The organism is Streptomyces sp. NPDC002499, from assembly GCF_053595415.1.
Genome location: NZ_JBSFXO010000024.1, coordinates 22,359 through 37,733, shown reverse-complemented (window position 1 = coordinate 37,733; position 15,375 = coordinate 22,359). Strand labels below are relative to the sequence as shown.

Sequence of the window (15,375 nt, the reverse complement as noted above, 5' to 3'; positions counted from 1 at the left end):
CTCGTCCTCAAACGCCGGACGGGCTGGGTAACTCAGCCCCTCCGGCGTTTGAGGAGCGGGGTCTGGGGCGGAGCCCCAGAAGGATGGGACGGGTAAGGGCGGCGGGGGCGAAAACAGGCCCTAGAGCCCGTAGCGCTCGCGCGCCTCCTTCACCGCCGTCGCCTTGACTTCCCCGCGCCGCGCCAGCTGGGCGAGCGCCGCGACCACGATCGACTCCGCGTCGACGCCGAAGTAACGGCGGGCCGCGTCACGGGTGTCGGAGAGGCCGAAGCCGTCCGCGCCCAGCGACGACCAGTCCTGCTCGACCCACTGCGCGATCTGGTCCGGCACCTGCCGCATGTAGTCCGACACCGCCAGAACCGGACCCTCGGCCCCCTGCAACGCCTGCCGCACGTACGGCACCCGCTCCTCGCCCCGCAGCAACGCCGCATCCGCGTCCAGCGCATCCCGCCGCAGCTCGGTCCAGGACGTCGCCGACCAGACATCGGCCGCCACACCCCACTCCTCCGCGAGCAACTGCTGCGCCTTGAGCGCCCAGTGAATCGCCGTACCGGAACCGAGGAGCTGGATCCGCGCCGCGTTGGCAGCGGGCGAAAGCCCCGCCGACTCCGCCGTGTTGAAGCGGTACAGGCCCTTGACGATGCCCTCGTCGATGCCCAGCCCGGAGGGCTTCGCGGGCTGCGGGATCGGCTCGTTGTAGACGGTGAGGTAGTAGAAGACGTTCGGGTCCTCGCCGGGCGCCGTCTCGCCGTACATCCGGCGGATGCCGTCCCGCACGATCGTCGCCACCTCGTACGCGAACGCCGGGTCGTACGACAGCGCCGCCGGGTTCGTCGCCGCGATCACCGGCGAGTGCCCGTCCGCGTGCTGGAGGCCCTCGCCCGTCAGCGTCGTACGGCCCGCCGTCGCACCGACCAGGAAGCCGCGGCCGAGCTGGTCGCCGAGCTGCCACATCTGGTCGGCCGTGCGCTGCCAGCCGAACATCGAGTAGAAGATGTAGAAGGGGATCATCGCTTCGCCGTGCGTCGCGTACGACGTCGACGCGGCGATGAAGTCCGCCATCGAACCGGCCTCGGTGATCCCCTCGTTGAGGATCTGGCCGTTCTTGGCTTCCTTGTAGTACATGAGCTGGTCGCGGTCGACGGGCTCGTACGTCTGGCCCTTGGGGGAGTAGATCCCGAGGGAGGGGAACAGCGATTCCATGCCGAACGTCCGCGCCTCGTCCGGCACGATCGGCACCCAGCGCCTGCCCGTCTCCTTGTCGCGGACCAGGTCTTTGACCAGGCGGACGAAGGCCATCGTCGTCGCCACGTTCTGGCTGCCCGAGCCCTTGTCGAAGGACGCGAACGCCTTCTCCGAAGCGGAGGGCAGCGGAGCGATCGCGTGCGTACGGCGGGCCGGGGCCGGACCGCCGAGGGCCGCGCGGCGCTCCTGGAGGTAGCGGACCTCGGGGGAGTCGGCGCCGGGGTGGCCGTAGGGCACGACCCCGTCGATGAAGTCGCTGTCCTTGATGGGGAGTTCGAGCAGGTCACGCATCTGCTTGAACTCGTCCGTCGACAGCTTCTTCATCTGGTGGTTGGCGTTCTTCGACGCGAAGCCCGCACCGAGGGTGTGGCCCTTGACCGTCTGCGCCAGGATGACGGTCGGCGCGCCCTTGTGGGACAGGGCCGCACGGTACGCCGCGTACACCTTGCGGGCCTCGTGACCGCCGCGCGAGAGGTGGAAACACTCCAGGATCTTGTCGTCGCTCAGCAGCTTCGCGAGCTCGACGAGCGCCGGGTCCTTGCCGAAGAAGTCCTCGCGGATGTAGGCCGCGTCACGCGTCTGGTACGTCTGCACCTGCGCGTCGGGTACCTCACGCAGCCGTCGTACGAGCGCGCCCGTGGTGTCGAGCTGGAACAGCTCGTCCCAGGCGTTGCCCCACAGCGACTTGACGACGTTCCAGCCGGCGCCGCGGAACTGGGCCTCCAGCTCCTGCACGATCTTGAAGTTCGCGCGGACCGGGCCGTCGAGGCGCTGGAGGTTGCAGTTGATGACGAAGGTCAGGTTGTCCAGACCCTCGCGGCTCGCCAGTGCGAGGGCCGCCGTCGACTCGGGCTCGTCCATCTCGCCGTCACCGAGGAACGCCCAGACGTGCGAGTCGGAGACGTCCTTGATGCCGCGTGCGGTGAGGTAGCGGTTGAAGCGCGCCTGGTAGATCGCGGAGAGCGGGCCGAGGCCCATCGACACCGTCGGGAACTCCCACAGCCAGGGCAGCCGGCGCGGGTGCGGGTACGACGGGAGGCCGTTGCCGCCCGACTCCTGGCGGAAGTTGTCGAGGTGCGCCTCGGTGAGGCGGCCGTCGAGGAAGGCGCGGGCGTAGATGCCGGGGGAGGCGTGGCCCTGGATGTAGAGCTGGTCGCCCGAGCCGTCGGCCTCCTTGCCCTTGAAGAAGTGGTTGAAGCCGGTCTCGTACAGCCAGGCCGCGGAGGCGAAGGTGGCGATGTGGCCGCCGACGCCGTGTTTCGCGCCCCGGGTCACCATCGCCGCCGCGTTCCAGCGGTTCCAGGCGGTGATCCGGTTCTCCATCGCCTCGTCGCCGTCCACGGCGGGCTCGGCGGCGGTGGGGATGGTGTTGACGTAGTCGGTCTCGAGAAGCTTGGGCAGCGCGATGCCGTTGCCCTCGGCTCGCTCCAGTGTGCGGCGCATCAAGTACGCGGCACGGTGCGGCCCTGCCGCCTTGGTGACGGCGTCCAGGGAGGCCTGCCATTCGGCGGTCTCCTCGGGGTCGCGGTCCGGGAGCTGGTCGAGCTCGCTCGGCTGGATGGCCTGGGGGTCGGTCATGTCGCCGCCTTCCTCAGTCGAAGGGGGTTCCCTCATCGGTAAGGGTTCGGGGTTGCCCTTTGTCTTTGGCAGGACAGGGCGGTGGGCCGTGGTGCTGTGACACCGCGCGGCTTCCGCCGTGTGGCCCACCGGCGACTGTAACTCCCTGATCGATGATCGATCAAAGGTTCCCAGGGCAAAATATCTTGATACCGAGAAAGTCGGCACAGAGTGCCCTGCGAAAAGGCACCGGGTGCCGTTCCATTGACCTGTTCTCGCAGGTGAGCGAGGTGACGCTCGACTGCTTCACGGACGCGGAGCGCAACCGAGCACATGCGCCTTCACGATCTCCGCGATCCGCGGATCCCGTCGCCGGAAGGCCGCCACCAGCTCCTCGTGCTCCTCCGCGTACGACTGCTGGACCGTCCCCAGCCAGCGGATCGACAGCGCCGTGAACACCTCGATGCCCAGGCCCTCCCAGGTGTGCAGCAGCACCGAGTTCCCGGCCGCCCGCACCAGCTCGCGGTGGAAGGCGACCGTGTGCCGCACCTGGCCGGTGCCGTCGGCGTTGCGGTCGGCCTCGTAGAGCGCGGTGACGTGCGGTTCCAGCGCCGAGCAGTCCTCCGCGAGGCGCGTGGCCGCCAGCTCCGCGGCGATCGCCTCCAGACCGGCCCGGACCGGGTAGCTCTCCTCCAGGTCGGCCGCCGTGAGGTTGCGTACCCGGACGCCCTTGTTCGGCGCGGACTCGATCAGCCGCAGCGACTCCAGCTCGCGCAGCGCCTCCCGCACCGGCGTCTGGCTGACCTCCAGCTCGGTCGCGATCCGCCGCTCCACGATCCGCTCGCCCGGCTTCCAGCGCCCGCTGACGATCCCCTCCACGATGTGCTCGCGGATCTGTTCGCGCAGCGAGTGGACGACGGGCGCGGTCATGAGGGCTCCTTAGGGAGGGGCCGCCCATCGGCCCCTGGGGCGTTTGACGTTTAGACAATAAGGCCGAGGACCCGTTCGGGAGGGGCGCACGGGGGCGCTTTCATGCAGGTGAGACGAGACTTACACGCATACGACGGTGCCCCCGCCCGGAGGTTCCGGGCGGGGGCACCATACGTACCGCTGGGACTCAGAGGCCGAGCTCGACCTCGAACTCGCCCGCCTCCAGGATCGCCTTGACCGCGGTCAGGTAGCGGGCCGCGTCGGCGCCGTCCACCAGACGGTGGTCGTAGGAGAGGGTCAGGTACGTCATGTCGCGGACGCCGATGACCGTGCCCTCCTCGGTCTCGATGACCGCCGGGCGCTTGACCGTGGCACCGATGCCGAGGATCGCGACCTGGTTCGGCGGCACGATGATCGTGTCGAAGAGCGCGCCGCGCGAACCGGTGTTGGAGATGGTGAAGGTCGCGCCGGACAGCTCGTCCGGGGTGATCTTGTTGGCGCGGACCTTGCCGGCCAGATCGGCCGTGGCCTTCGCGATGCCGGCGATGTTCAGGTCGCCCGCGTGCTTGATGACCGGGGTCATCAGGCCCTTCTCCGAGTCCACCGCGATACCGATGCTCTCGGTGTCGAAGTAGGTGATCGTGCCCTCGTCGACGTTGATCCGGGCGTTGACGGCCGGGTGGGCCTTCAGCGCCTGGGCCGCAGCCTTGACGTAGAACGGCATCGGGGAGAGCTTGACGCCCTCGCGCGCGGCGAAGGAGTCCTTGGCCTGCGCCCGCAGGCGCATCAGGCGGGTGACGTCGACCTCGACGACCGACGACAGCTGGGCCTGCTCGTGCAGCGCCTTGACCATGTTGTCGCCGATGACCTTGCGGATGCGGGGCATCTTGACGGTCTGGCCGCGGAGGGGAGAGGCCTCCAGGGTCGGCGCCTTCTTGGCGGCCGGTGCGGCGGCCGCAGCCGGAGCCGGAGCGGCCGCGGCGGCCTTCGCGGCCTCGGCGGCGGCGATGACGTCCTGCTTGCGGATACGGCCGCCGACGCCGGTGCCCTTGACGGTGCCCAGGTCGATGCCGTTCTCGGCGGCGAGCTTGCGCACCAGCGGGGTGACGTAGGCGCCGTCGTCACCGGAGACCGCGGCGGACGCCGGAGCGGCGGGAGCCGGGGTGACCGGGGCCGGGGCGGCCGGCGCGGGGGCCGGAGCAGCCGGAGCGGCGGCGACCGGGGCGGGCGCCGGAGCCGGAGCGGCCGGAGCCGGGGCCGGCGGAGCCGCGGGGGCGGCCGGGGCCGGAGCCGGGGCAGCGGCGGCGGGGGCCGGAGCCGGAGCGGCGGGGGCCGGAGCAGCGGCCGGAGCCGCGCCCGGGGCGCCGATGACGGCCAGCTTGGCGCCGACCTCCGCGGTCTCGTCCTCGCCGACCACGATCTCCAGGAGCACACCGGCGACCGGTGCGGGGATCTCGGTGTCGACCTTGTCCGTGGAGACCTCGAGCAGGGGCTCGTCCTCCGCGACCTCCTCGCCGACCTCCTTCAGCCAGCGGGTGACGGTGCCCTCGGTGACGGACTCGCCGAGTGCGGGCAGGACCACGTCCGTGCCCTCGGCGCCGGAGGCACCCGTGGTGGCCTCGGCGGTCGGGGCCGGAGCCGGGGCCGCCTGCTCGGTGGACGGGGCGGCCGGGGCGGCGGCCGGAGCCGGAGCCTCGGCCGGAGCCGGGGCGGGCTCGGCGGCCGGGGCAGGGGCGGCGGCAGCGGGCGAACCCGTGCCGTCGTCGATGATCGCCAGCTCGGCGCCGACCTCTACGGTCTCGTCCTCGGCGACCTTGATCGAGGCCAGAATGCCCGCGGCAGGGGCCGGGATCTCGGTGTCGACCTTGTCGGTCGACACCTCCAGCAGCGGCTCGTCGGCCTCGACGCGCTCGCCCTCGGCCTTCAGCCAGCGGGTGACAGTGCCCTCGGTGACGCTCTCGCCGAGCGCCGGAAGGGTTACGGAAACCGCCATGGTTTCGGTTGCTCCTTACGAATTGCGGAAGTCTGAGTCGTCGCTTGTGCCGACCGAGGGTCAGTCGTGCGAGTGCAGGGGCTTGCCGGCCAGGGCCAGGTGGGCCTCGCCGAGCGCCTCGTTCTGCGTCGGGTGGGCGTGGATGAGCTGGGCGACCTCGGCGGGCAGCGCTTCCCAGTTGTAGATCAACTGGGCCTCGCCGACCTGCTCGCCCATGCGGTCGCCGACCATGTGGACGCCGACCACGGCACCGTCCTTCACCTGGACGAGCTTGATCTCGCCCGCGGTGTTCAGGATCTTGCTCTTGCCGTTGCCCGCGAGGTTGTACTTCAGAGCGACGACCTTGTCCGCACCGTAGATCTCCTTGGCCTTGGCCTCGGTGATGCCCACGGAGGCGACCTCGGGGTGGCAGTACGTCACCCGCGGGACACCGTCGTAGTCGATCGGAACGGTCTTGAGACCGGCCAGTCGCTCCGCCACCAGGATGCCCTCGGCGAAGCCGACGTGCGCGAGCTGGAGCGTCGGGACCAGGTCGCCGACGGCGGAGATGGTCGGGACGTTCGTCCGCATGTACTCGTCGACCGTGACGTAGCCGCGGTCGATCGCGACGCCCTGCTCCTCGTAGCCGAGGCCGGCGGAGACGGGACCGCGGCCGACGGCGACGAGGAGGATCTCCGCCTCGAACTCCTTGCCGTCGGCGAGGGTGACCTTGACGCCGTCGGCCGTGTACTCGGCCTTGGAGAAGAAGGTGCCCAGGTTGAACTTGATGCCGCGCTTGCGGAACGCGCGCTCAAGAAGCTTGGAGGAGTTCTCGTCCTCGAGAGGGGCGAGGTGCTTCAGGCCCTCGATGATCGTCACGTCGGCGCCGAAGGACTTCCACGCCGAGGCGAACTCGACGCCGATGACACCGCCGCCCAGGATGATCGCGGACTTCGGTACGCGGTCCAGGACGAGGGCGTGGTCGGAGGAGATGATCCGGTTGCCGTCGATCTCCAGGCCCGGCAGCGACTTCGGCACGGAGCCGGTCGCCAGCAGGACGTGGCGGCCCTGGACGCGCTGGCCGTTCACGTCGACGGAGGTCGGGGACGACAGACGGCCCGTGCCCTCGATGTACGTCACCTTGCGGGAGGCGATCAGACCCTGAAGACCCTTGTACAGACCGGCGATGACGCCGTCCTTGTACTTGTGGACCGCGGGGACGTCGATGCCCTCGAAGGTGGCCTTGACGCCGAACTGCTCGCTCTCACGGGCCTGGTCGGCGATCTCGCCCGCGTGCAGCAGGGCCTTGGTGGGGATGCACCCCTTGTGCAGGCAGGTGCCGCCGACCTTGTCCTTCTCGATCAGGGCGACGTCCAGTCCCAGCTGCGCCCCGCGCAGGGCCGCGGCGTAACCGCCACTGCCACCGCCGAGGATCACTAGGTCGAAAACGGTGCTGGCGTCGTTCGCCACGTCACGTCCTCCATGCATGTGCGCCACGCCGGTCAGCCTTGTCCCGTGCGGGCGGTTGACCGGTCGGCGGCTGGTGTCCGGCCGCTCTTTCTTCGGCCCTGTGGTGGGGGCCCTGTCCTGCCGAGCCCCATCTTCGCACTTGTCGGGGGTGGACGAGACGCCAGGGCGGTGTGTGAGACGTCCCACGTTCAATTGAGCGGCCGCCGGAGGGTACGGAAGAGGGGGCTTCCGCCCTACCCGCGCGCGGAGCCCCCTCACCGTCGGTCACCTCAGCCGAGGTCGCCCGAAGCCGCCAGCTCGGCCAGCCGGACCAGCGTCCGCACCGCCGTACCCGTACCGCCCTTGGGCGTGTAGCCGAACGGCCCGCCCTCGTTGAAGGCCGGACCCGCGATGTCCAGGTGCGCCCAGGTGATGCCCTCGCCCACGAACTCGCGCAGGAAGAGACCGGCGACCAGGCCGCCGCCCATCCGCTCGCCCATGTTCGCGATGTCGGCCGTGGGGGAGTCCATGCCCTTGCGCAGGTGCTCCGGCAGCGGCATCGGCCAGGCCGGCTCGCCGACCTCCTCCGCCGCCTCGTGCAGCGCGGAGCGGAACGCGTCGTCGTTCGCCATGATCCCGAACGTCCGGCTGCCCAGCGCCAGCATCATCGCGCCGGTGAGCGTCGCCACGTCGACGATCGCGTCCGGCTTCTCGGCCGAGGCGGCCCACAGGGCGTCCGCCAGGACCAGCCGGCCCTCGGCGTCGGTGTTGAGGACCTCGACCGTCTTGCCGCTGTACATGCGCAGCACGTCACCGGGACGGGTCGCGGAACCGGAGGGCATGTTCTCGGCCAGCGCCAGCCAGCCGGTGACGTTGACCTCCAGGCCCAGACGCGCGGCGGCGACCACGGCCGCGAAGACCGCCGCCGCACCGCTCATGTCGCACTTCATCGTCTCGTTGTGCCCGGCCGGCTTCAGCGAGATGCCGCCCGAGTCGTACGTGATGCCCTTGCCGACGAACGCGAGGTGCTTCTTCGCCTTGGACGAGGTGTACGACAGCTTCACCAGCCGCGGGCCCGCCGCGGAGCCGGCGCCGACGCCGAGGATGCCGCCGTAGCCGCCCTTCTCCAGCGCCTTCACGTCGAGCACCTGCACCTTGATGCCGTGCTCCTTGGCGGCGGCCTGCGTGATCGCCGCGAACGACTCGGGGTTGAGGTCGTTCGGCGGGGTGTTGATCAGGTCGCGGGCGCGGTTGAGCTCCTCGGCGACGGCGGTGGCGCGCTCGACGGCCGCCTTGTGGTCCTTGTCCCGGGGCTTGGCACCGAGCAGGGCGGCCTCGGCGAGCGGCGCCTTGCCGTTCTTGCCCTTGGCGTCCTTGCCGTTCTCCTTGTACGTGTCGAACGAGTAGGCGCCGAGCAGCACGCCCTCGCCGATCGCGCCGACGTCGGCGGCGTCGGCGATCGGCAGGACGAAGACGGCCTTCTTGGCCCCGGTGAGCGCACGGGCTGCCGCACCGGCGGCCCTGCGCAGCGCCTCGGCGTCGTACGCGGAGTCCTTCTGGGGCTCGGCGCCCAGGCCGACCGCCACCACGAGCGGGGACTTGAAGCCGGACGGTGCCGGCAGCTTCGTCACCTCGCCCTCGGCACCGGAGGCACCGAGGGTTTCCAGGATCCCGGCGAGCCCGCCGTCGTAGGCCTTGTCGACGGCTTCGGCGCCCGGGGCGACGACCGGCCCCTTGTCGCCCTTGGCGACACCGAGCACGATCGCGTCGGCACGCAGACCGGGCGCCGCGGCGGTGCTGAGAGTGAGAGCAGTCACGGTGGTGAAATCTCGCTTCCGATGTGAAGTTGCGGTGGTCGAACTGTGTGGGTCGACCGGGCCCGACAGCCGACCCTAGATCCGGCCTAGGAACGCGGCTTGAGCGGGGCCTTCCCCGGTGCGGCGAACAGTCGGGACGAGCCTACGCGCGTGTGTGCGTTCACTCATTCCCCCGGGCGTTCACCTGTCCTGTGCATCGGAGATCATTCCTGGGCCACCTCACCCCACCCCTGGAGCCGGCACCTTGTCCCGCATGCTGACCCGCCCACCCCTGCTGCTCGCCCTGCTCGCGCTCCTGGCGGGCTGCGCCTCCGCGCCCGACGACGAGTCCCCCTCCGCCGCCCGCTGGCAGCCGCGCCCCGGAGTGGCCTGGCAGTGGCAGCTGAGCGGCCGCCTCGACACCTCGGTCGACGTGCCGGTCTACGACATCGACGGCTTCGACCAGTCGAAGTCCACCGTCTCCGCGCTGCACGCCAAGGGCCGCAAGGTCATCTGCTACCTCTCCACCGGCGCGTACGAGGACTGGCGGCCGGACGCGAAGAAGTTCCCGAAGTCGGTGCTGGGCAAGGGCAACGGCTGGGACGGTGAGCGCTGGCTCGACATCCGCCGCACCGACGTCCTCGAACCGCTGATGGCGGCCCGCATCGACATGTGCCACGACAAGGGCTTCGACGCGGTGGAGCCGGACAACATGGACGGCTACAAGAACCGCACCGGCTTCCCCCTCCAGGCCGCCGACCAGCTCCGCTACAACCGCCTGATCGCGAAACTCGCCCACGACCGCGGCATGGCGGTCGGCCTGAAGAACGACCTCGACCAGATCCCGCAGCTGGTCGGGGACTTCGACTTCGCGGTCAACGAACAGTGCGCCCAGTACGGCGAATGCGCCGACCTGACGCCGTTCATCAAGGCCGGCAAGGCGGTCTTCCACGTCGAGTACGAGCTGCCCACCAGCCGCTTCTGCGCCGACTCCCGCCGCCTGAAGCTGAGTTCGATGCTCAAGAAGTACGAACTGGGGGCGTGGCGCAGGGCCTGCTGATCAACGGCCCTGTCCTCGCCGTCAGTTCCCCAGGCACAACGCCAGCAGCGCGAGGGTCGCGGCCGTCTCGGCGAGCGCCCCGAACACATCCCCGGTCACCCCGCCGAACCGCCGCGTGCAGTGCCGCAGAAGGAGTTCGGCCCCGCCCAGCCCGACGACCACCGCGACCGCCGTACGGACCACGTCGTACGTCCCGAACAACGCGCCCCCGGCCGCCGCGAGCGCCACCACGACAACCCCCGCACCCACCGCGCCCCGCACCGGCACGACCCCCGCGACCGCCGCCCCCAGCCCCTCGGGCCGCGCCGCCGGCACACCCGTCCGGGCGGCCAGGGTGAGCGCGAGCCGGGCGGTGGCCGCCGAGACGACGGCGGCGAGCGCGCCCCGGCCCCACGAGTCGCCGAAGGCCTGCGCCAGCGCGGCCACCTGCGCCAGCAGCACGAACACCAGCGTGATCACACCGAACGGCCCGATGTCCGACTGCTTCATGATCCGCAGCGCGTCCTCGGCGGGCTTCCCGCTGCCGAGCCCGTCCGCGGTGTCCGCGAGCCCGTCCAGATGCAGACCACGGGTGAGTACGGCGGGTACGGCGGCGGAGGCGACGGCGGCGAGCGGCGCGCCCGCGCCCAGCGCCAGCAGCAGGACCCCGAGCAGGGCAGCGCCCGCGCCGACCACCAGTCCGGCCGCCGGCGCGCAGAGCATGCCGGCGCGCGCCGCGTCCCGGTCCCAGCGGGTCACCTCGACCGGGAGCGCGGTCAGGGTGCCGAAGGCGAAGCGGAGGCCGTCCGGCCAGGGGGTTCTGGGCACCGGCGCAGGTTACCCGGCGGTCGCGCGGGCGGAAGCGGGTGGCATGGATAAAGTTCACATATGGGACATTGGTTGCATCGGAACATCATCGAGCCCGGCAAGCTGCCGTTGCTCCTCGCTCTGGCGGCCTTCGTCCTGACGTTCCTGATCACCCGCTTGATCACCCGTCTCATCCGGGCGGGCAAGGGGCCGTTCGGCAACGTCAAGGCGGGCGGACTGCACATCCACCACGTCGTGCCGGGCATCGTGCTGACCATCATCGGCGGCTTCGGGGCGGTGGCGGGCGGACGGCACGGGTTCGGCTCGGCCGTCTGCGCGGTCATCTTCGGGATGGGCGCGGGTCTGGTCCTCGACGAGTTCGCGCTGATCCTCCACCTCGACGACGTGTACTGGAGCGAGGAGGGCCGTCAGAGCGTCGAGGTCGTGGTCCTGACGGCGGCCCTGGTCGGCCTCGTCCTCTCCGGCTTCGCGCCCTTCGGGGTCAACGACCTGAGCCAGGAGGAGCTTCAGGACCGGGGTGGCGTGATCACGACGGTGGTGGTCAACTTCGTGTTCGCGCTGGCCGTCCTCGCCAAGGGCAAGACCCGCATGGCGATCTTCAGCGTGATCGTCCCGCTGGTGGGTCTGATCGGGCTGATCCGCCTGGCCCGCCCCGGCTCTCCCTGGGCCCGCCGCTTCTACCGCCGCCGCCCGCGAGCCCGCGCCCGTTCCCGGCTCCGCGCCTACCACCACGACCGCCGCTGGGCCGGCCCCAGCCGCAGGTTCCAGGACTGGATCGGCGGCAAGCCGGACCCGGAGCCACAGCGGGCGCTGCCTCGGGGGTGACTGGACGCCGACTCCGGAGGTGCCGGCTTCAAGGGGGCGGGGAGCCCGGCTCCGGACCCCGCGCCCTCGGCCCTCGTGTCGTCGGCCCCCGCGCCCCCGGCCCCCGCTTCCGGTGCCGCAGCGCCGAGACCCCGCACAGCACCGCCACCGTCACGATCGCCGCGAGGTGCTCCTTGCCGGCGAGGTTGTCCTTGAGCACCACCTCGACCACCATCGCCAGGGCGACCGCGCCGGCGGTGACGTAGGCCCCGTAGCGCCAGCCGAGGAAGATCGCGAGGCCCACCACCGCCGCCGAGGGGCCGGTGTCGACGACCTGGGCGTCCGAGGCGGGCAGGCCGAACGGGCTGCCCGGGCCCAGGGAGATGCCCACGCGCGCGTAGAGCGTGCCGGCGAGGGTGGCCGCGTAGGCGATGACGAGCGTGCGCCACCAGCCGAGGCAGATCTCCGCGATGCCGAAGACGAACAGCACCTGCGCGAGCGCGCCCCACACGGGCAGGTCCAGGGCCGGCACGAAGAGCGAGAAGGGGGTGCGCAGCAGCGCCAGCCACAGCGGGTCCTGGGCCCGGACCGCGCCGATGTCCTGCACGAGCTGGTAGCCCCAGGACTGGTTCTGCACGATCTGCACGACCGCTGTGAGGCCCACCGCCCCGAGGGTCATCGGGATCGCCCGCCAACGCCGCTTCAGCAGCGGCTCGCGCACGGTGACGTAGAGCAGTCCCCATTCGGCGCGGGCCCAGCGGGCGAGGTGGGTCATCTGTGCGTCTCCAGGTGCTTGCGATGCAGCCACTTCGGCAACCCCGGCGCCTCCAGGAAACCTTCCGCGCGCGCTGACGCGATCCCGATGCGCGGGAGGTCCGCGCTCTTCTCGAAGAGCAGGAACCGTGGCTCCCAGATGGGCCGGTACTTGGCGTTGGCCCGGTACAGAGACTCGATCTGCCACCACCGCGAGAAGAAGCTCAGCAGTGACCGCCACAGCCGCAGCACCGGGCCGGCGCCGAGGCGCCCCCCACGTTCGAAGACCGATCGGAACATGGCGAAGTTGAGTGAGACCTGGGTGATCCCGATCTCGCGGCCCCTGCGCAGGAGTTCGATCACCATGAACTCCATCAGCCCGTTCTCGGAGTCACGGTCGCGCCGCATGAGGTCGAGCGAGAGCCCGTGCGGCCCCCACGGCACGAAGGACAGCAGCGCCCGCAGCCGCCCCTCCGCGTCCGTGCACTCGAGCATCACGCAGCGCCCGTCCTCGGGATCCCCGAGCCGGCCGAGCGCCATGCTGAACCCGCGCTCGGTGGCCCCGTCCCGCCAGTCGTCCGCCCGCTTCAGCAGATACGCCAACTCGTCGGCGGGGATGTCCTCGTGACGCCGGATACGCACCGTGTACCCGGCCCGCTTCACCCGGTTGTAAGCCTGCCGCACGGTCCGCATGGCCCGCCCCTCCAGGGTGAACTCGGCGACCTCGACCAGGGCTTCGTCGCCCAGCTCAAGGGCGTCCAGGCCGTGCCGCGCGTACACCGTGCCGGCCTCCTCGCCGGCCCCCATCACCGCCGGGATCCAGCCGTGCGCGCGGGCTTCGGCCAGCCATGGGTCGATGGCGCCGGGCCACGCCTCGGGGTCGCCGATCGGGTCGCCGGAGGCCAGCGAGACACCGCCCACGACCCGGTAGGCGACGGCCGCCTTGCCGGTCGGCGACCACACCACGCTCTTCTCCCGGCGCAGCGCGAAGTAGCCGAGCGAGTCCCGCTCGCCCTGCCGCTCCAGCAGTTCGCGCAGCCGCTTCTCGTCGTCCTCGGTGAGCGGGTCGACGGCGCGCCGGGAGCGGAAGGCGGCGTAGAAGACGGCGAGGACCAGGGCCGTGCTGAGCACGTTGATGCCGACGTTCACCCAGTTCGGCGTCTCGATGCCGGGGAAGCGGGCCTCGCTCGCGGCGACCGACACCAGCCGGAAGGTGCCGTAGTGCCAGCGCTCCAGGAACGTCGAACGGGCCGCGTCCGACGCCTGGTTGGTGACCGTCACCAGCAGCGCGGCGAGCAGCGAGCAGGCCAGGGTGCCGCCGACCGCGACGGCGGCGGCGAGCCTCGGGTTGGACCGGTCGCCCTTCGCGTAGAACTCCCGCCGCCCGACCACGAGGGCGACGACGAAGGCGGCGGTGAGAGCCAGCGAGATCCAGTTCTGCGCGTGCCCGCGCATCTCCGGGAACGCCATCGCGAGGGAGAACAGCGCGAGGAAGGGTCCGGCCAGCGCGAGGTTCAGGATCCATGCGGCGCGCTTGCGGCGCCGCATGGTGATGGCCAGGAAGACGGTGAACACCCCGGACGCGAAGCCCGCGGTGAGGAGGTACGGGGTGAAGAAGTCCTCTTGGTTGTGCCGTCGCACGTCCTGTCCGAGGGAGACCCAGATCGCGCTCAGAAAGTTGACGAACGCGACGAGCCGCAGGTACCAGACGGCGAAAGCGGCGGCCCGCCGCGAGGCAATTCGGGCATCTCCCATGGAGAAGGATCATATGGGCGATGCCCTGACGAACCGTCTTTCTTTCGTCTGACGTGCGGTCGACTTTCGGCTCTTTGAGACCTACTCGGTCTCTTCTTTCGCCAGTTCGCCGGAGACCTCCGGCTCACCGGACGCCTCGGCCCCCTCGACGGTCGCCGACTCCTCCGGCTTCTCCGCCTCCTCGGGCTCCGCGGGCTTCTCCGGCAGTTCGGCGGCCAGCGCGGCCGCCGCCTGGACCAGGGGCAGCGCCAGCAGGGCCCCCGCGCCCTCGCCCACCGTCACCCCGTGTGCCAGCAGCGGCTCCAGCGCCATCCGGTCCAGGGCCTTCGCCTGGCCCGGCTCCCCGCTGTCGTGCGCGGCCAGCCACCAGTCCGGCGCCCGGAACGCGATCCGCTGGGCCACCAGCGCACAGGCGGCGGCCACTACCCCGTCCAGGATCACCGGCGTCTTGCGCACCGCGCTCTGCAGCAGGAAGCCCGTCATCGCGGTGAGGTCGGCCCCGCCCACGGTCGCCAGCAGCTGCAACTGCTCCCCGAGCACCGGCCGGGCCCGGCGCAGCGCGTCGCGGATCGCCGCGCACTTGCGCATCCACGCCAGATCGTCGATCGCCAGGCCGCCCCGCCCGGTCACCACCGACGCGTCGGTCCCGCACAGCGCGGCGATCAGCACGCCCGCCGCCGTCGTCCCGCCCACGCTCACATCGCCGAGCACCACCAGATCCGTACCGGAGTCGGCCTCTTCGTCGGCCACCGCCATCCCGGCGCGGAAGGCGGCCTCCGCCTCCTCGGCGGTCAGCGCGTCCTCGATGTCGATCCGCCCGCTGCCGCGCCGCACCCGATGCCGTACGACCTCGTCGGGCAGCGTCTCGGGGTCGCAGTCCAGGGCCATGTCGACGACCCGCACCGGCACGCCCAGCCGGCGCGCCAGGACCGACACCGGCCGGCCGCCCTCCAGGACGTCCCGCACCAGCTGTCCGGCGCTGCCCGCGGGCCGCGCGGAGACGCCGAGTCCGGCCACTCCGTGGTCACCGGCGAAGAGCACGACCCGCGGCTGTCCGATCGGCCGCACCGGTACGGCGGACTGCGCGGCGGCCAGCCACTCACCCAGTTCGTCGAGGCGGCCCAGCGACCCGGGCGGCACGATCTGACGCTCCCGGCGGGCCTCGGCGTCGCGGCGCACTCCGCCGTCGGGGCGCTCGATCAGATCGGAGAAGTCGTCGAGATTAAGCGAGCTCATTCGCCGAACAG

11 protein-coding genes are annotated in these 15,375 nt (G+C 71.3%); 2 read left to right on the top strand and 9 right to left on the bottom strand.

Annotated elements, in window-relative coordinates; translation table 11 throughout:
• Positions 1-120: 120 nt before the first annotated feature.
• The 5 genes from aceE to ACWD5F_RS44915 all read right to left on the bottom strand — a co-directional run bounded on the left by aceE (position 121) and on the right by ACWD5F_RS44915 (position 8,970).
• Positions 121-2,823, bottom strand: a complete 2,703-nt coding sequence (gene aceE, locus ACWD5F_RS44935; RefSeq protein ID WP_451261914.1) for a pyruvate dehydrogenase (acetyl-transferring), homodimeric type — start codon at positions 2,821-2,823, stop codon at positions 121-123.
• A 285-nt stretch (positions 2,824-3,108) separates the two neighbouring features.
• The gene (locus ACWD5F_RS44930) at positions 3,109-3,732 is read right to left on the bottom strand and encodes a GntR family transcriptional regulator (protein WP_124004180.1); all 624 of its coding nucleotides are present in this window, start codon (positions 3,730-3,732) and stop codon (positions 3,109-3,111) included.
• A 187-nt stretch (positions 3,733-3,919) separates the two neighbouring features.
• Positions 3,920-5,725, bottom strand: coding sequence for a 2-oxoglutarate dehydrogenase, E2 component, dihydrolipoamide succinyltransferase (gene sucB, locus ACWD5F_RS44925; RefSeq protein WP_451261913.1), 1,806 nt, complete (start codon positions 5,723-5,725; stop codon positions 3,920-3,922).
• 60 nt (positions 5,726-5,785) lie between these two features.
• A complete protein-coding gene (gene lpdA, locus ACWD5F_RS44920; RefSeq protein WP_401729056.1) occupies positions 5,786-7,174 on the bottom strand; it encodes a dihydrolipoyl dehydrogenase in 1,389 nt (462 codons plus the stop codon).
• 269 nt (positions 7,175-7,443) lie between these two features.
• Complete coding sequence (locus ACWD5F_RS44915) at positions 7,444-8,970, bottom strand: leucyl aminopeptidase (protein WP_451261912.1); 1,527 nt, start codon at positions 8,968-8,970, stop codon at positions 7,444-7,446.
• A 253-nt stretch (positions 8,971-9,223) separates the two neighbouring features.
• On the opposite strand from ACWD5F_RS44915, the gene ACWD5F_RS44910 reads away from it, so the two are divergent.
• Positions 9,224-10,009: an endo alpha-1,4 polygalactosaminidase gene (locus tag ACWD5F_RS44910; protein ID WP_451261911.1), complete on the top strand. Its 786-nt coding sequence runs from the start codon at positions 9,224-9,226 to the stop codon at positions 10,007-10,009.
• 21 nt (positions 10,010-10,030) lie between these two features.
• On the opposite strand, the gene ACWD5F_RS44905 is transcribed toward ACWD5F_RS44910, so the two are convergent.
• Positions 10,031-10,816: an adenosylcobinamide-GDP ribazoletransferase gene (locus tag ACWD5F_RS44905; protein WP_451261910.1), complete on the bottom strand. Its 786-nt coding sequence runs from the start codon at positions 10,814-10,816 to the stop codon at positions 10,031-10,033.
• Between the two features lie 60 nt (positions 10,817-10,876).
• On the opposite strand from ACWD5F_RS44905, the gene ACWD5F_RS44900 reads away from it, so the two are divergent.
• Entirely contained in the window at positions 10,877-11,641 is a 765-nt protein-coding gene (locus ACWD5F_RS44900; protein ID WP_401729060.1) for a hypothetical protein, read from the top strand.
• A 28-nt stretch (positions 11,642-11,669) separates the two neighbouring features.
• Here ACWD5F_RS44900 and ACWD5F_RS44895 read toward each other — a convergent pair whose 3' ends face one another.
• From ACWD5F_RS44895 to cobT, 3 genes are all read right to left on the bottom strand, one after another.
• Positions 11,670-12,395 (bottom strand): hypothetical protein, encoded by a 726-nt coding sequence (locus ACWD5F_RS44895; protein WP_451261909.1) that lies wholly within the window; start codon positions 12,393-12,395, stop codon positions 11,670-11,672.
• The gene (locus ACWD5F_RS44890) at positions 12,392-14,128 is read right to left on the bottom strand and encodes a phosphatidylglycerol lysyltransferase domain-containing protein (RefSeq protein ID WP_451261908.1); all 1,737 of its coding nucleotides are present in this window, start codon (positions 14,126-14,128) and stop codon (positions 12,392-12,394) included. The genes ACWD5F_RS44895 and ACWD5F_RS44890 overlap by 4 nt, the downstream gene beginning before the upstream one ends.
• A gap of 81 nt (positions 14,129-14,209) precedes the next feature.
• Positions 14,210-15,364 (bottom strand): nicotinate-nucleotide--dimethylbenzimidazole phosphoribosyltransferase, encoded by a 1,155-nt coding sequence (gene cobT, locus ACWD5F_RS44885; RefSeq protein ID WP_451261907.1) that lies wholly within the window; start codon positions 15,362-15,364, stop codon positions 14,210-14,212.
• Positions 15,365-15,375: the final 11 nt, after the last annotated feature.

Excerpts from the sequence above, each read along its gene's own strand:
- aceE (WP_451261914.1), bottom strand. The coding sequence starts at position 2,823 with ATGACCGACCCCCAGGCCATCCAGCCGAGCGAGCTCGACCAGCTCCCG.
- ACWD5F_RS44930 (WP_124004180.1), bottom strand. The coding sequence starts at position 3,732 with ATGACCGCGCCCGTCGTCCACTCGCTGCGCGAACAGATCCGCGAGCAC.
- sucB (WP_451261913.1), bottom strand. The coding sequence starts at position 5,725 with ATGGCGGTTTCCGTAACCCTTCCGGCGCTCGGCGAGAGCGTCACCGAG.
- ACWD5F_RS44910 (WP_451261911.1), top strand. The coding sequence starts at position 9,224 with ATGCTGACCCGCCCACCCCTGCTGCTCGCCCTGCTCGCGCTCCTGGCG.
- ACWD5F_RS44900 (WP_401729060.1), top strand. The coding sequence starts at position 10,877 with ATGGGACATTGGTTGCATCGGAACATCATCGAGCCCGGCAAGCTGCCG.
- ACWD5F_RS44895 (WP_451261909.1), bottom strand. The coding sequence starts at position 12,395 with ATGACCCACCTCGCCCGCTGGGCCCGCGCCGAATGGGGACTGCTCTAC.
- ACWD5F_RS44890 (WP_451261908.1), bottom strand. The coding sequence starts at position 14,128 with ATGGGAGATGCCCGAATTGCCTCGCGGCGGGCCGCCGCTTTCGCCGTC.
- cobT (WP_451261907.1), bottom strand. The coding sequence starts at position 15,364 with ATGAGCTCGCTTAATCTCGACGACTTCTCCGATCTGATCGAGCGCCCC.